Source organism: Mesorhizobium sp. M0664 (assembly GCF_040320565.1).
GTDB lineage: Bacteria > Pseudomonadota > Alphaproteobacteria > Rhizobiales > Rhizobiaceae > Mesorhizobium.
Genome location: NZ_JAMYPW010000001.1, coordinates 17,510 through 32,572 on the forward strand (window position 1 = coordinate 17,510; position 15,063 = coordinate 32,572).

The window sequence follows — 15,063 nt, forward strand, 5'->3', positions numbered from 1 at the left end:
ACCTTGCGCAAACGGATATTCTCGATGGTTACCCGAGGCTTCTCTTCCGGACGAAAGCCGCCGACGGATACGGATGCACGTATCCCGCCGGGGCAATATCTCGAGCAAGGTTTCCCGGTCCTGTCGGCCGGCCCGACGCCGCATGTCCGCACCGAGGATTGGTCGTTCACGCTTAAGCACGGGCCGCGGCCGATCAAGAAGTGGAACTGGGCCGAGTTCAACGCGCTGCCCTTGACCAAGATGACGCGCGACATCCATTGCGTCACCGCATGGACCAAGTTCGACACGGCGTGGCAGGGCGTGCTCGTCGACGACATCCTTGCCGACGCCGGCATCGAGCCGCCCACCGCCTTCACGCTGGCGTTGGGTTTCGACGGCTATTCCACCAACGTGCCGACGAAGGATCTCACCGGCGGCAAGGCGATGGTGGCACTGCTTTACGAGGGCAAGCCGATCACTCCCGACCATGGCGGCCCGGCCCGGCTGCTCGTTCCGCATCTCTATTTCTGGAAATCGGCCAAATGGCTGAACGGGCTGCAGTTCACAGAGCGTGACGAGCCGGGTTTCTGGGAGTTGCGAGGCTATCACATCTATGGCGATCCGTGGCGCGAGCAGCGCTACACGAACGATCCATGAGCGACGCACCGGCGGCGCAGTCGCCCTGGCAGACGGTCACCATCACCCGCATCCAAAAGCGCACGCCGCGCGTCACCAGCTTTTTCCTGCAGCCGTCGCGGCCCTTCGTCTATCGTGCCGGACAGCATGTCGATGTCAGGCTGACGGCGCCGGACGGCTATCAGGCGCGCCGCTCCTACTCCATCGCCTCGGCGCCGGAGACCGGCGAGACCATCGAGCTGGCGATTGAAAAACTCGAGGACGGCGAGGTCTCGCCGTTCTTTCACGAGATAGCGGCGGTGGGCGACGAGGTCGAATTGCGCGGGCCGCTCGGCGGCCATTTCGTCTGGTCCGACGGCGATGGCGGCCCGCTCCTGCTCGTCGGCGGCGGGTCGGGCGTGGTGCCGCTGATGTCGATGCTCCGTCACCGGGCGATGCGGGGATCGCTGGTCGCCGCCGCCCTGGTGTTTTCGGCGCGGGTCTGGGACGAGGTGATCTTTCGCGACGAACTGATCGACCTCGCCGAGCGCAGGGATGGCTTCGACCTGGTGCTGACGCTGACGCGCGAGCCGGCCCGCCGTCCGGCGGATTATGCGCGGCGGGTCGACGCCGCGATGATGGTGCAAGCCATGACCAGGCTGCCGGCGCCGCCGAAGCTCGCCTTTGTCTGCGGCTCGAACGCATTCGTGACGGCCGCCGCCGAGGCACTGATCGATGCCGGGGTGCCTGCGGCACTCATCCGCACCGAACGTTACGGGGTCTGACCCGGTTCTGCTTGCCCGGTTGCTGCCTTCGTTGGGCGGCATAAGGCAGGCCAAAAGCAGCCGCAACGCCGACGCCGCATTCGGCCGAAATGGTTAACGATTCGACAAAGAACCTCGGCTGCGACTTTTATCGGTTTAAAAAATCGAACCGAACGGTTCGTTTCTGTTGACAATGCGTGCAGGACGCTGTGAACGCTGCCTCCCAAGTCGCCTTGCAGTCAGACCGAGGCGATAGGCTATCTGCTTGACATTAAATGATAAAAATGTGGCGAAGGGAATCTCTGGCACAATTTCAAGGTGTAGATTCTTGGTCCACACCAAAAAACTTCGTGATTGGAAACTGGCCATTGGCTTTCCCACATCGGGGCTGTCCGAACGACGCGAATTCCTCCCAAGGCACGCCGCTAGACGGACGGAAAACTAAGATACTGGAGTACTAAAAAATGAAAAAGATCGCTCTTGCCGCCGTCGCCGTTTTGGCCATCACCGGCAGCGCCTTCGCTGGCAGCGACAACTTTGGTTCCAAGGGTGCGAACCAGCCTGCCGCTGCGGTCGACAGCTCGTATACGGCTTCCATTCAGAAGCCGGCTCATGCTGACCAGCAGGCTGTCCAGGGCGCCGACCGTAACCTCTTCGGCAACAACTAACAGCCGATCCCAGCATCAGGGCGGCGGGCATATCCGCCGTCCGGGGATCTGAAAAATTCAGGAGTATTAAGATGAAAAAGATCGTTCTTGCTGCCGCCGCCGTTTTGGCCATCACCGGCAGCGCCTTCGCCGGCAGCGACAACTTTGGTTCCAACGGAGCCAACCCGCCTGCTGTCTCGGTCGATAGCTCCTACACGGCTTCCGTCAAGACGTCGGACCAGGCTGAAAAGCAGCCGGTTGTCCAGGGCGCCGACCGTAACCTCTTCGGCAACAACTAACAGCCGATCCCACCATCAAGGCGGCGGCATGCCCGCCGCTTGATTTCGAAAATCCAGGAGACCCAAAATGAAAAAGATTGTTCTTACTGCCGCCGCGCTCTTGATTGCCGCCGGCAGCGCTTATGCCCGCAACGACAATGTTGGCGGGACCGACATCAACAAGCAGTCGACCGTCAACGTCGACAACACGCAGACGTATTCGGTACGTGACAGCAACTCGCCGATCTACAAGCTGCTGAATTCGTCTGGCGATGTGCCCAAGTCCGCGCCTCAGGGCGCCGACCGCAACCTCTTCGGCAACAACTAGAGCAATTCCAGGAAAAGTGTGAAACGGTTTTCCCGGGAAAAGCGTGTAGCGCTTTCCCTTGGGAATTGCGTCAAAACAAGGAGATAGAGCGGTTCGGCGTTCCGTGAAACGATGAACCGCTCTAACGGCCGAACTGGAATTCCAGACAAGAGCGGCGGGCCCATCCCGCCGCACTTGTCTCTTGCATGGCGGAAGAACGCCTGCTTCAAGCCGCCTTTGCTTCTGCTTCATGGAGCGCGAAAGAGCGCCCGTCCGCGTCGAAAATATGCAGGTCTCCGGCGTCCGCCGTCAGCCGCAGTGTCGCTCCGCGCTTGATCTCGACATTGCCCGGCAGCTTGGTCACCAGCGGCAGGTCGGCGCGGCCGATGTCGACATAGACGAGCTGGACCTCGCCGAGCTGCTCGACGTAATCGACCGTCCCTTCGAACAAATAGTCGGCGCCGGTGGCAATCATCAGATCCTCCGGCCTCACCCCGAAGCTCACCGCTGCGCCTTTCGCCGACGCAGGCGTTGCGATCGGCACCGTTGCCTTGCGGCCGCCGACATGGCTGACGACCGTCGGGTTGCCGGTCTTGTCGATCGTCGCCGGCAGGATGTTCATCGCCGGCGAGCCGATGAACTGGGCGACGAACAGATTGCCGGGCCGCTTGTAGAGCTCCATCGGCGTGCCGACCTGTTCGATATGGCCTTCCTTCAGCACGACGATGCGGTCGGCCAGCGTCATCGCCTCGACCTGGTCGTGGGTGACGTAGATCATCGTCGTGGCCGGCATCGACTCCTTGAGCTTGGCGATCTCGATGCGGGTGGCGACGCGCAGCGCCGCGTCGAGGTTGGATAGCGGTTCGTCGAACAGAAAAACCTTGGGATTGCGCACGATGGCGCGACCGATGGCGACGCGCTGGCGCTGGCCGCCCGACATCGCCTTGGGCAGGCGGTCGAGATATTTGGTCAGCTGCAGGATCTCGGCCGCCTGGCGCACCCGCTTGTCGATCTCGGCCTTGCTTTCCTTGCCGATCTTCATCGAGAAGGCCATGTTGTCGTAGACGGTCATGTGCGGATAAAGCGCATAGGACTGGAACACCATGGCGATGCCGCGCTTTGACGGCGGCACGTCGTTGACGATCTCGCCGTCGATCTTGAGCTCGCCCGAGGTGATCTCCTCCAGCCCGGCGATGCAGCGCAGCAAGGTCGACTTGCCGCAACCAGAGGGACCGACGAAGACGATGAATTCGCCCGACTTTATGTCGAGGTCGACGCCGTGCAGAATGTTGAGATTGCCATATGATTTCCTCACTTGCCTTAGCGTGACATCGGCCATGGTACCCTCCAGTTCTTCCTTGAATTCAGTCGATACGCCCGAACCAGGCGCCGTAGCCGCCGAGGCGGATCGTGCCGGCGCCAGTCTGTCCCGAAAACCCGTGTCCCGGCAAGGGCTGCAATGAGCGGCCGCCAAGATCGACTTCGGCCGGCTTTGCTCCGAGATTGAAGGCGCAGACGATCTGCTCGTTGCCTTCACGGCGCGTGAAGGCGACGGTGTCGCCCTCGCTTTCGATGAACTCGATATCACCCTTGGCCAGTGCCGGATGGGCGCGGCGGAAAGCCAGGAAGCGCCGGTAGTGCTCGAGCAGCGAGCCGTCGTCGCCTTGCTGCACATTGACGGCTTGCGCAAGGTGCTTGCTGGGCACCGGCAGCCAGGGCTTTGCCGTCGAGAAGCCGCCATTGCGGGCAGCGCCGTCCCAAACCATCGGCGTACGGCAGCCGTCGCGTCCCTTGAATTCAGGCCAGAAGCGGATGCCGTATGGGTCCTGCAGATCCTCGAAGCTGAGCTCGGCCTCGCTGAGCCCGAGCTCCTCGCCCTGATAGATGCAGACCGAGCCGCGCAACGACATCAGCAGCGCCGAGATGACCTTGAGGTAGGCGGTCGGGTCGGGCTCGCCGGCTGCCCAGCGCGAGGCAGGGCGCATCACGTCATGGTTGGAGAAGGCCCAGCACGACCAGCCGTCGCTGGCCACCTTGCCGAAGGTTTCCAGCACCGAGCGTACCTTTGCCGCGCTGATCTTCTCCGGCGCCAGGAAGTCGAAGGAGTAACACATATGCACGCGCTTGCCGCCGGCCGTATAGGCCGCCACCACTTCCAGCCCACGCTGCGAGTCGCCGACCTCGCCAACCGCGGCCGTCGCCGGGTATTCGTCGAGCAAGGCGCGGAAGCGTTCGAGGAAGCCGAGGTTTTCAGGCCGGCTCTTGTCGTAGAGATGGTCCTGGTAGTTGTAGGGGTTGACGGTCGGCGCCGTCTGGTCGTTGCGCTGCTCGGGCGGCAGCGGCGGATTGTCTTCCAGGCCCTGGCTGTGGAAGTAGAAATTGATGGTATCGAGGCGAAAACCGTCGACGCCGCGCTCCAGCCAGAAGCGGGTGACGTCGAGCAGCGCGTCCTGGACCGCGCGGCTGTGGAAGTTGAGGTCAGGCTGCTCGGCCAGGAAATTATGCAGATAATATTGCTGGCGGCTGGTGTCCCACTGCCAGGCCGAGCCGCCGAAGATCGACAGCCAGTTGTTGGGCGGCGTGCCGTCCGGCTTGGCATCCGCCCAGACATACCAGTCGGCTTTTGGATTGCTGCGGCTCGACCGGCTTTCCTTGAACCACGGATGGATGTCGGCGGTGTGCGAGAGCACCTCGTCGATCATCACCTTGAGGCCAAGCCGGTGCGCCTCTGCGGTCAGTGCGTCGAAGTCGGCCAGCGTGCCGAACATCGGATCGACGTCGCAATAATCCGACACGTCGTAGCCAAAATCCTTCATCGGCGATTTGAAGAACGGCGAGATCCAGATGGCGTCGACGCCGAGCAAGGCGATGTAGGCCAGCCGGCCGATCATGCCCCTGAGATCGCCGATGCCGTCGCCGTTCGAATCCTGATAGCTGCGCGGGTAGATCTGGTAGATCACGGCACCTCGCCACCAGTCGCGATCGATAGCGAGATCTGGCTTCGGGGTCGCCTTCAAAGCGGATTGCATGATCTCAACCTCCTTTCACCGAGCCGGCAAGCAGCCCGCGGACGAAATAGCGCTGCAGCGAGAAGAACACGATCAGCGGCACGATGATGGTGACGAAGGCCGATGTCGTCAGGATCTCCCAGTCGCCGCCGCGCGAGCCGAGCAATGCATTGAGCTTGGCGGTCAGTACGATCTGGTCGCCCTCGGTACCGAGGAAAACCATCGCCACCAGCAGATCGTTCCACACCCAGAGAAACTGGAAGATGGCGAACGAGGCCAGCACCGGGAACGACAATGGCAGCACGATCTTGACGAAGATTTCGAAATCGCTGGCCCCGTCGATGCGTGCCGACTCCATGATCTCGCGTGGCAGGCCGGCGATATAGCTCCTCAACAGATAGATGGCGAAAGGCAGGCCGAAGCCGGTATGCGCCAGCCAGATGCCGAGATAGGTCTTCGACGGCACGCCGAAGAAGCTGCCGACGCCGTTATAGAGCTTCAATAGCGGGATCAGCGACATCTGCAGCGGCACGACCAGGAGGCCGATGATGACGGCGATGAGCAGCGCCCGGCCGGGAAAGCGCATCCAGGCCAGCGCGTAAGCGGCGAACGCGGCGATCAGGATCGGGATGACGGTCGCCGGAATGGTGACGGTCAGCGAGTTCATGAAGGAGCGGCCGATGCCCTCCGAAAACAGCACCGTGTCGTAATTGTCGGTGGTGAATTTCGGCGGCGCCGACGAGGCGTAATAGACGCGCTGGCCGCGCTCGCCTTCGAAAGCCTTCGGCGAGGTCATGACGAAACTGCCGTCGGCATTGAGCTGCAGGGTCACGCCGTCGCCGAGATCGGCTGTCGTGCCGGCGGGATATTGCGTCGGCGCTGCCGACTTGACGCCGAAGGCGCTGATGTTGCGGGCCGGACCGTCGCCGAAAATATTGCCTTGCAGGATGAACTTGCCGTCCTTCTCGACTTGCGCCGAGGCGGGCGGCAGCCGTCCGGCCTCCGTCTGGCTGGAACTGGTGAACGAGTTCCACCAGCCCGAAGCGATGATCTGGTCCTTGTCGCGCAGCGACGAGACCAGAATGCCGAGCGTCGGGATCGTCCAGATCGCAACGAAGATGAAGACGGCGATATGGACGCCGAAACGGCTGACAAAGGACTTTCCGGTCGCCACGGCCATCTCAATGCCCTTCCGTCTCTTTGTTTGCCTGGCGGATGTTCCAGACCATGATCGGAATGACCGCTATCATGATGATGATGGCGATGGTGGCGCCGCGGCCAAAATCGCCGCCGCCGCGGAACATCCAGTCGAACATCAGATTGGCCAGCACCTGGCTGTTCCACTGGCCGTTGGTCATGGTCAGCACGATGTCGAAAACCTTCAGCACCAGGATGGTGATGGTGGTCCAGACGACGGCGATGGTGCCCCAGATCTGCGGCACCATGATCTTCCAGAAGATCTGGAAAGGGTTGGCGCCGTCGATGACGGCGGCTTCCAGCGTCTCTTCCGGAATGCCGCGCAAGGCCGACGACAGGATGACCATGGCAAAGCCGGTCTGGATCCAGATCAGGATGACCATCAGGAAGAAGTTGTTCCAGAACGGCAGCGAGATCCAGACCTGCGGCTGGCCGCCGAAATACTGGATGATGGCATTGAGCAGGCCGATCTGCGTCTGGCCCTCGCCGCGATATTCGTAGATGAATTTCCAGATGACGCTGGCGCCGACGAACGAGATGGCGAGCGGCAGGAAGATCAGGCTTTTTGCGATGGTGCCCCACCAGATCTTGTCGGTGAGCACGGCGATGATCAGCCCGAGGAAGGTGCAGGCGGCCGGCACCACCGCCAGCCAGATGATGTTGTTGAGGATCGAGTTGCGGAACTCGCGGTCGCCGAACGCCCATTGATAGTTGGCCAAGCCGACGAAATGGGCGCCGCCGCGATCGAGGAACGACAGCCTCAGCGTCTCCACTACCGGGTAGATCAGGTAGATCGTGAGGATGATCATCGCCGGGCCGACGAACAGCCAGGGTCGGATCACCCCCTGCCGGCGCAGATTGTTGATCGCCGCCTTGCCGGAAACGCCGCGTGCCGGAAAGATCGTGTCGAGTGCCTTGTTGGCGCCCCAGAAATAGGCGACGCAGCCGCCCACGCCGATGATGATGACGAATATCGCCGAGAAAATCTGAGCCGCCATGGGTCCCTCCCCCTGCGCACGGATCCGCCAGTCGAGAATGGCTTTGGCGACGGGATCATGCGCCGATTCAGTTGTCTGGAGCGCGACCAGCCGGAAAGCAGGTCACTGGGCGCGCGTCATGCCGGAATGCGTTGTGCTCACGACAATCGACGCGACGCCAAGCACCGGATAAGGTCCGGGCCGTTTGAGGCCCGGACCACATCACATTTGGAACTCAAGCCGGCCGCTTACTTGATCGCGTCCCAGCTTTTCTGGATGTCGGTGGCGACGTCCTGGGCGGACTTGCCGCCGACCAGGTCGATCATGCCGGTCCAGAACGCACCGGCGCCGATCTTGCCCGGCATCAGGTCGGACCCGTCGAAGCGGAAGGTCGAGGCGTTGGCCAGGATCTCGCCCTGCTTCTTCAGCGCGTCGCTGGCATAGGCGTCCTTGTTGACCGACTTGAACGGCGTCACGAAGCCGCCCTGTGCCATCCAGATCTCATGAGCGAGCGGCAGCTTCAGGAATTCGATGAACGCGCGGGCACTCTTGCTGTCTTTGGTGATCATGGCGAGCGTGCCGGCGCCGAGCACCGGAGTGCCGAGCTCGGGCTTGGAAGCGTAAGGCGGGAAGTAGAAGAAGTCGGCATCCTCGCCGATCTTGGTGCCTTGCGGGAAGAAGGTCGGGATGAACGATGCCTGATGGTGCAGATAACATTTTGGCGGCACCGAGAAGAGGCCCTTCGGGCTGTCACGGAAATCGGTCGCCGCAACCGCCTTGGCGCCGCCCTCGACCATCTTGTCGTCGGTGGCGATCTTGCCGAAAATGTCGATGGCGTTGACCACTGCCGGATCGTTGAACGGAATTTCGTTCTTCACCCATTTGTCGTAGGTCTCGGGCGTCTGGGTGCGCAGCATGATGTCTTCGACCCAGTCGGTCGCCGGCCAGCCGGTGGCGCCGCCCGAACCAAGCCCGATGCACCATGGCGTGCCGCCGTCGGCGATGATCTTCTTTTCGAGCTCGGCAAGCTCTTCCTGCGTCTTCGGCACCTTGTAGCCGGCTTCCTCGAAATTGTCCGGCGAGTACCAGACCAGCGACTTCACGTCGGCCTTGTATGGGAAGGCGAAGAAGCCGGGCTTGCCGTCCTTGTCCTTGAAGGTGCCGAGGTCGACCCAGGATTGGCCGGCGCCGTAATTGTCCTTGACCCAGTTGGCCGTATCGTCGCCGAGCGGCGTCAAAAGGCCCTTCGATGCCAGATCCTGGATCAGGCCCGGCTGCGGCAGCACGGCAATGTTGGGCGGGCTGCCGGCCTGCGTGTCGATGACGATCTGCTGCTCGTAATTCTCCGACGAGGAGTACTTGATCTCGGCGCCGGTGGCTTCGGAGAAGTAATCGAGGACGGTGCGGATAAGCCCTTCGTCCTCGCCGCGCCACGGCCCGAAGATCGTCAGCGTCTCGCCCTTGAGGTCGACTTTCTTGAGATCTTCGTAGTTCGCCCAGTTGAAACGGGGATCTTCGCCCGGCTTGAACTTCAGTTCGGCTTGCGCCGGCATGGCGAGCGCAAGCGTGGCAAACGCAGCGCCCAGCAGAAGCATTTTCTTCATCGGTATTCCCTCCCAGTGGTGACAAACACCGAACGAAACCTCCATTCCGTCCGCCGGCGCTGCAGGACTGTGACTCAGTCGGAAAGGAACTGCAACCTTTCGTAGAGTCTTCCAAAGCGCTTTGGTGATTTTGATCACGCCACTGAATTGGTCCGGAGTCAAGAGAAAGCCAGATTAATCGATTTAATTTCTGCGGCCGGGTGCCGGCGAAAGTGCGCTGCAGCACAGTTTTCTGGCGGTGCAGCAGCAAATTCGGCTTCAAACCGGTCCGAACCGTGCGTATGGTCAGTGCGCTCGGCAACGCGGTTCGTAGCGGCTAGCTCGATTCAGATTAAAAGCGCTTTGAGGTTGGAGGCCTCCGGTGAACCTCAAGCAGCTCTCCCACATGCTGGCGCTTTCGCAGACTACGGTGAGCCGCGCATTGAACGGCTACCCGGAAGTCAACGAGGAAACGCGCCGGCGGGTGGTCGATGCCGCCAAGCGTCACGGCTATCGCCCCAATCCGAGCGCCCGCCGGCTGGCGACCGGCAAGACCGGCATGATCGGCTATGTGCTGCCGACGGGAACGACCGTCGACATCGACCCGCATTTCGTCGAGTTCCTGTCCGGCCTCGGCGACTATGCGCGTTCGCACGAGCTCGACCTGGTGCTGTCACCGGCCGATGCCGACGACCAGGAGACGACCTACCGCCGCATTGTCGCCAACCGGCAGGTCGACGCGGTCTATATCTCGTCGCCGAGGCCGGCCGACCGGCGGGTGGCACTCGTCAACACGCTCGGCATTCCCTTCATCGTCCATGGCCGCAGCGAAGGCTTCGATTTCGACTATCCGTTCACCGACATCGACAATGAGGGCGCCTTCCACGAGGCGGCACGGCTACTCGTTCAGCTCGGTCACAGGCGTCTGGCGCTGATCAACGGCGACGATCGCGAGACCTTCGCCATTCATCGCGAGCGCGGCGTGCGCCGCGCGCTTGCGGCGAGCGGCCTGGTGCTTCGTGATCAGCATGTCTGTTCGCTGACCATGACCGAGGAGAACGGCTATCGCGCCGCCCGGCGCTTGCTGGAACAAAGCGACGCGCCGACGGCGATCGCCTGCTCCAGCCTGATCATGGCGCTCGGCGTGGTGCGCGCGGTGCGCGATCTCGGCCTGACCATTCCGGGCGACCTGTCGCTGATCGCCCATGACGACGTCTTTCCCTGGCTGAAGCCGGAAAATTTTTCGGTGCCATTGTCGACGACGCGTTCGTCGATCCGCCTCGCCGGCGCGCGCATCGCCGAACGGCTGGCGGCGCGGATTTCCGGCCTGGAGGAGGGCGCTCGCGGCGAAGTCTGGCCGGTCGACCTGGTGGTCAGGGGATCGGTCGCCGGCGCGCCGGCCTAGAGGCAATCACTCTGAACGGCCGAGGTCGACTCTTGGCGGCTGTTGGCCAGCACCAGCGGGTGCGTCCTGGTCTCAGGCCGCGGATTTGAGGTGATCGATGAAGGCGCGCAGCTTCGGCAGGACTTGGCGCTTGCCGGGATGATAAAGGAAGACACCCGGCGTCGTCGTGGCGACGCCGTCGAGCACCGACTGGAGTTTTCCTTCGGCTATCGGACCTTCGGCGAGTGGTCGCGGCGTCTGCGCCAACCCGACGCCCCGCATCGCGGCCCCGACCAATGTCGAATAGTCGTGCGCAATCAGCGGGCCTGAGACGATCGCTTCGATTGCACCGTTACCATCGATGAACGACCAGGGTGCGATGGCGCCATTCGAGCGGCGCAAGCGTAAGCAGGCGTGGTGGCGCAAGTCGTCGACACGCTCGGGACGGCCGTAGCGCTCAAAATAGTCAGGGCTGCCGACGACTACGAACGAGAACGGCGGGGTCAGCCGCACCGCGACCATGTCGGCGGCGATGAGTTGCCCGAGGCGGATGCCGGCGTCGAACCCGCCGGTCGCGAGATCGACCATCTGGTCGCTCACGGCGATCTCCAGTTCGATCTCAGGATAGGCTTGGCAGAACGACGCGAGCACCGGCTCCAACATCAGCGGCACGATAGCGCGAGGCACAGACAGGCGCAGCAGACCGGTCGGCCGCTGGCCGATATCGCGGGCAGCCTCGCCGGCCGCTACGAGCTCCTCGAATGCCGGGCCGGCACGGTCGAGGAACCGCTGGCCAGGTTCGGTTAAACCAACGCTCCGCGTCGTGCGGACGAACAACGCCGTGCCCAGGCGAGCTTCCAGCGCGCGCACCGCTTGGCTCACGGCCGATGGCGTCACGCCGAGATCGGCGGCGGCACGGCGGAAGTTACGCCGCCTGGCGACGGCCAGGAACGCCTCGACGCCCTCCAGCGCACCATGTCGGACTGTGTAGTTCTGCTTCATAGGTTGTTGTGATTACACCGGATAGTCGAATTGCGGTAGCGGGCTTAAAGCCGCGAGCATCAACTGTTGAGAGTAGGCCAAATGTCCACGGAAATGGTGTTCCAAACCCATCTTGTTCTCGGCTATGTCGCGTGGCTGCTTTGCTTCGGCGCGTACGGTTTGCCGTGGCTCAGGTCGATGGACCGGGTCGCGGCGCAACGCGCTATCGCTACGCTGCACAGCTTCCGATTCTTCGGGCTCGTCTTCATCGTTCCAGGCGTCGTAAGCCCCAATCTGCCCGCCGATTTCGCCGTATTCGCCGCCTACGGCGATTTCGCGACCGGCGTGCTGGCCATGCTGGCGCTGCTCACGGTGAGGATACGCCCGCTCTTCTGGCCGTTGGTCGTCGCCTTCAACGTCGCAGGGACGGTCGACCTCATCGTCGACTATTACCACGCCATTCAGATCGGCCTTCCTGCACGCGCAGGCGAACTGGGCGCCACCTACGCGATCCCGATCATCTACGTACCGCTGCTGATGATAACGCACGTCGCCGCATTCTATTTTCTCCTACGTCCTCAGCAAAACGCGTCCTGAGCGGGCTATTCATTCGCCGCCTCGGCCGCCTTAGTGTTCAGAAGCCCGTAGCCGAAGTCATTGTCCCGCCCCTTCGCGCCGAGATCCTTTGCCGTGGCGGCAAGTGCTTTCTCGACCCAGTCGGCGGAGCGGTCGGGCGCGGCATGCAACAGATTGGCGACGGCGCCGGTCACGATCGCCGCGGCGAAGGACGTCCCGGTCACCACGTCCGAGCCGGCGCCGCTCGGCGCCACCATCTCAACGCCGGGAGCGGAGATGAAGACATAGGCGCCGCGATTGGCCTGCGGCATCAGCCCGTCCTTGGCATCGGTGGCCGTCACCGCGATCACGCCGTCGAAGGCGGCCGGATAACCATAGGGCGCCTTCGGTCCGTTATTGCCGGCGGCCGCAACCAGCACGATGCCAAGCGCACGCGCATTGCGGCAGGCGATGCCGAGCAGGTCGTTCTTCGGGCCGACGAAGCTCATATTGATGATGCGGACATCCTGCTCCGCCGCCCAGTCAAGCGCCGAAAGGATGACGTCCATGGTCGACTTGCCGCCCTCGAAGGCGCGGGCATGATAGATCCTGGCGCCCGGCGCCATGCCTTTGAACGCGCCGGTGCCGGCGATCAGTCCATCGACCGAAGTGCCGTGGTCGCGCGCCTTGATCGGCACGTCGGGCATGGCATCGAACTGCCCGGCGATGACGCCGGAGAGCGCCGGATTGCCGTCGTCGATGCCGGTGTCGATGACGCCGACGCGCACATTCTCGCCGCTGGCTTTGTCGGCATCGAGCGCGATGCGCTCGAACGCATAATTGGCGATGCTGGCCGCCTGCTGCAGCGAGTAGACATGGTTGGCCTCACGCCGCAAAGTGCGGCCGTCGGCGGCGAGCTGCGCCAGCACGACGCCGACCGGGCGGCCATCGGGAATGCCGAAGCGCACCAGCGTGTTGCCGAGCAGCCGCGACTGCCGCTGCGAGCGTATCTCGAGGCCGAACGAGGCCGCGATCTGCTGGACCGCGCCGGCATCGCCATTGACGGTGACCAGCACCTCGTCGGGCACGAAATCGCCGGTCACGGCGCGCGGCGGCTCGGTTGCCACAAGATCGGTCGGCGCAACCACCGCACCGCCCGGCACCGCAGCCTGTATTGCCGGCGCGACGGCGGGTGGGGTTGCAGTATTGCCAGGAGGTAGCGGCGCCTCGGTGACTACGGCAGGATTGGGGAACAGGTCGACAATCAAGCCCGGAAGAAACACCGCGCCCGTCGTTCCATGAGCCGGCGCTTTGCCGCCATCCTTCACGCCGCCGCCATCCTTGGCGCAGTCGGCGTTGGCAGCACTTCCCCGGTTCAGGCAGTCGATCTCAGCCTGGGTGAGGTTCGGGTCATTGGTCTGCGCCATTGCGGACGCGGCGAAGATTGTCATCGCCGCCGTCAATCGAATGACCGCCTCAGCCGCCATCAGCCGGTTTCCTTCCCTCCAGGGCAGCTTCGGTGAAAGGCTGGGCGGCGATAAGGCCAAGCAGCTTCTGATAGTCGGCAGCGGTCTCGGCCGGGACGCCGACGCGGAAGACGCCGTCGGCGGTCGGCCCGCCGGCGATCTTCAACTGGTTCTGGTCGAGAAAAGCGATGATGTCGGACAGCTTCGCATCCGGCTTGAACTTCACAAGGGCAAACGGCATTTTGGCCAGATCGTCCTCCGATCCGGCAATCTCGAAATCGCCATCTCTGTTGCCGGTCTGCACAAAGGATTGCGCGACGACCAGGGCCAGCAGCACCGCGGCCGCGGCCCAGGCGACGCCGGCGGGCACCGCCATGAAGCGGCTCCAGGCCTGCGCCAGCCAGGACGATGCCGCCGGCGCGCGGGACGGGCCGGCCTCGGCGTCGAGCGCCTTGGCAAAGCGGCTGAGCGCATCGGCCGGCGGGCGGATTGCCTCGTTTGCGGCAGCGGTGCCGGAGAATTCGGCCTCGGCCTCGCCTAGTGCGGCCATCGCCGCCGGATCGCTCGCCAGCCATTCCTCGATGGCTTCGAGCTCGGTGCCCTCCAGCGAGCCGTTCAGATAAAACGGCAGCAGCATTTCCATTTCGTCGCGGCGTGACATCTTTTCAGCGGCGCTCATGGCCACCCCCTGTCGTAACCGGCGGCCTTGAGGGCTTCGCCGAGTTTCTTGCGGGCGTAGAACATCCTGGTCTTGACCGTTGCGACCGGGATGCCGAGTACCACGCCGATCTCGCTCACCGATTGCCCGTGATAATAGGCAAGGTCGATCACCGTGCGGTGCTCTTCCGGCATGGCATCGATAAAGCGTCGCAAGGCGGCGGCCTTGTCTTCCTTCATCGTCACGACTTCAGGCGTGTCGGCGCCGTCGGCGACCTGGGCCGCGTCATCGTCGTCGATCCAGTCTTCCTTCTTCTTGCGCAGCAGGGACAGCGCCTTGAAGCGGGCAATGCCGAGCAGCCATGTCGAGACCTCCGAGCGCCCCTCGAAGGCCGGTGCCTGCCGCCAGAGTTCGAGGAACACCTCGTTCGCGATATCGTCGGCCATCTGTTCCGATCCCGTCTGGCGTGCCACGAAGCGGTAGACCCGCGCGTGGTGGCGCATGAACAGGAGCCGCACGGCGGCACGGTCGCCTTTCGCGACCCGCTCGACAAGCGCGCGATCGGTCTCCGCGGCCGTCATCGCCGGTCGAGCCGCCTGGCTCCTGCCTGCTCTGTCGCTGATCGGCCCAAAAAGGTTCACCGCATCCGCCCGTATATATGCGG

The 15,063-nt window shown here is 63.3% G+C and carries 16 protein-coding genes; 7 read left to right on the forward strand and 9 right to left on the reverse strand.

Annotated elements, in window-relative coordinates:
- The first annotated feature begins 24 nt into the window (after window positions 1-24).
- From NKI39_RS00090 to NKI39_RS00110, 5 genes are all read left to right on the forward strand, one after another.
- Window positions 25-636 (forward strand): molybdopterin-dependent oxidoreductase, encoded by a 612-nt coding sequence (locus tag NKI39_RS00090; protein ID WP_023680229.1) that lies wholly within the window; start codon window positions 25-27, stop codon window positions 634-636.
- Entirely contained in the window at window positions 633-1,379 is a 747-nt protein-coding gene (locus NKI39_RS00095; protein WP_352818738.1) for an FAD-binding oxidoreductase, read from the forward strand. Before NKI39_RS00090 ends, NKI39_RS00095 begins: the two co-directional genes overlap by 4 nt.
- 443 nt (window positions 1,380-1,822) lie before the next feature.
- Window positions 1,823-2,026 (forward strand): DUF680 domain-containing protein, encoded by a 204-nt coding sequence (locus NKI39_RS00100; protein ID WP_352472527.1) that lies wholly within the window; start codon window positions 1,823-1,825, stop codon window positions 2,024-2,026.
- Between the two features lie 71 nt (window positions 2,027-2,097).
- On the forward strand, window positions 2,098-2,304 hold the full coding sequence (locus tag NKI39_RS00105) for a DUF680 domain-containing protein (protein ID WP_352743858.1): 207 nt from the start codon (window positions 2,098-2,100) through the stop codon (window positions 2,302-2,304).
- Between the two features lie 67 nt (window positions 2,305-2,371).
- Window positions 2,372-2,611: a DUF680 domain-containing protein gene (locus NKI39_RS00110; RefSeq protein WP_023680225.1), complete on the forward strand. Its 240-nt coding sequence runs from the start codon at window positions 2,372-2,374 to the stop codon at window positions 2,609-2,611.
- Window positions 2,612-2,816: 205 nt separating this feature from the next.
- Here NKI39_RS00110 and NKI39_RS00115 read toward each other — a convergent pair whose 3' ends face one another.
- From NKI39_RS00115 to NKI39_RS00135, 5 genes are all read right to left on the reverse strand, one after another.
- Window positions 2,817-3,929, reverse strand: coding sequence for an ABC transporter ATP-binding protein (locus tag NKI39_RS00115; protein ID WP_352469836.1), 1,113 nt, complete (start codon window positions 3,927-3,929; stop codon window positions 2,817-2,819).
- 25 nt (window positions 3,930-3,954) lie between these two features.
- Window positions 3,955-5,619, reverse strand: coding sequence for a beta-galactosidase BglA (bglA, locus tag NKI39_RS00120; RefSeq protein WP_352830206.1), 1,665 nt, complete (start codon window positions 5,617-5,619; stop codon window positions 3,955-3,957).
- Window positions 5,620-5,623: 4 nt separating this feature from the next.
- Complete coding sequence (locus tag NKI39_RS00125) at window positions 5,624-6,778, reverse strand: carbohydrate ABC transporter permease (protein WP_352767362.1); 1,155 nt, start codon at window positions 6,776-6,778, stop codon at window positions 5,624-5,626.
- A gap of 1 nt (window position 6,779) precedes the next feature.
- Window positions 6,780-7,793, reverse strand: coding sequence for a carbohydrate ABC transporter permease (locus NKI39_RS00130; protein WP_352540346.1), 1,014 nt, complete (start codon window positions 7,791-7,793; stop codon window positions 6,780-6,782).
- Window positions 7,794-8,020: 227 nt separating this feature from the next.
- A complete protein-coding gene (locus tag NKI39_RS00135; RefSeq protein ID WP_352813908.1) occupies window positions 8,021-9,376 on the reverse strand; it encodes an ABC transporter substrate-binding protein in 1,356 nt (451 codons plus the stop codon).
- Window positions 9,377-9,737: 361 nt separating this feature from the next.
- On the opposite strand from NKI39_RS00135, the gene NKI39_RS00140 reads away from it, so the two are divergent.
- Complete coding sequence (locus NKI39_RS00140; protein WP_031213013.1) at window positions 9,738-10,760, forward strand: substrate-binding domain-containing protein; 1,023 nt, start codon at window positions 9,738-9,740, stop codon at window positions 10,758-10,760.
- A 72-nt stretch (window positions 10,761-10,832) separates the two neighbouring features.
- Here the strand turns inward: NKI39_RS00140 and NKI39_RS00145 are convergent, their stop codons facing one another.
- Window positions 10,833-11,741, reverse strand: a complete 909-nt coding sequence (locus tag NKI39_RS00145) for a LysR family transcriptional regulator (RefSeq protein WP_352469841.1) — start codon at window positions 11,739-11,741, stop codon at window positions 10,833-10,835.
- A gap of 81 nt (window positions 11,742-11,822) precedes the next feature.
- Here NKI39_RS00145 and NKI39_RS00150 point away from each other — a divergent pair, with 81 nt between their 5' ends.
- Window positions 11,823-12,317 (forward strand): DUF8737 domain-containing protein, encoded by a 495-nt coding sequence (locus NKI39_RS00150; RefSeq protein WP_352830210.1) that lies wholly within the window; start codon window positions 11,823-11,825, stop codon window positions 12,315-12,317.
- Between the two features lie 5 nt (window positions 12,318-12,322).
- Here the strand turns inward: NKI39_RS00150 and NKI39_RS00155 are convergent, their stop codons facing one another.
- From NKI39_RS00155 to NKI39_RS00165, 3 genes are read right to left on the reverse strand one after another with little or no spacing between them, the layout of a single operon-like run.
- The gene (locus tag NKI39_RS00155) at window positions 12,323-13,762 is read right to left on the reverse strand and encodes a S8 family serine peptidase (protein WP_352830212.1); all 1,440 of its coding nucleotides are present in this window, start codon (window positions 13,760-13,762) and stop codon (window positions 12,323-12,325) included.
- Window positions 13,752-14,420 carry an anti-sigma factor gene (locus NKI39_RS00160; protein WP_352830216.1) on the reverse strand — a complete coding sequence of 223 codons (669 nt, stop codon included), beginning with the start codon at window positions 14,418-14,420 and terminating at the stop codon, window positions 13,752-13,754. The genes NKI39_RS00155 and NKI39_RS00160 overlap by 11 nt, the downstream gene beginning before the upstream one ends.
- On the reverse strand, window positions 14,417-14,980 hold the full coding sequence (locus NKI39_RS00165; protein ID WP_352830219.1) for a sigma-70 family RNA polymerase sigma factor: 564 nt from the start codon (window positions 14,978-14,980) through the stop codon (window positions 14,417-14,419). Before NKI39_RS00165 ends, NKI39_RS00160 begins: the two co-directional genes overlap by 4 nt.
- Window positions 14,981-15,063 lie beyond the last annotated feature (83 nt).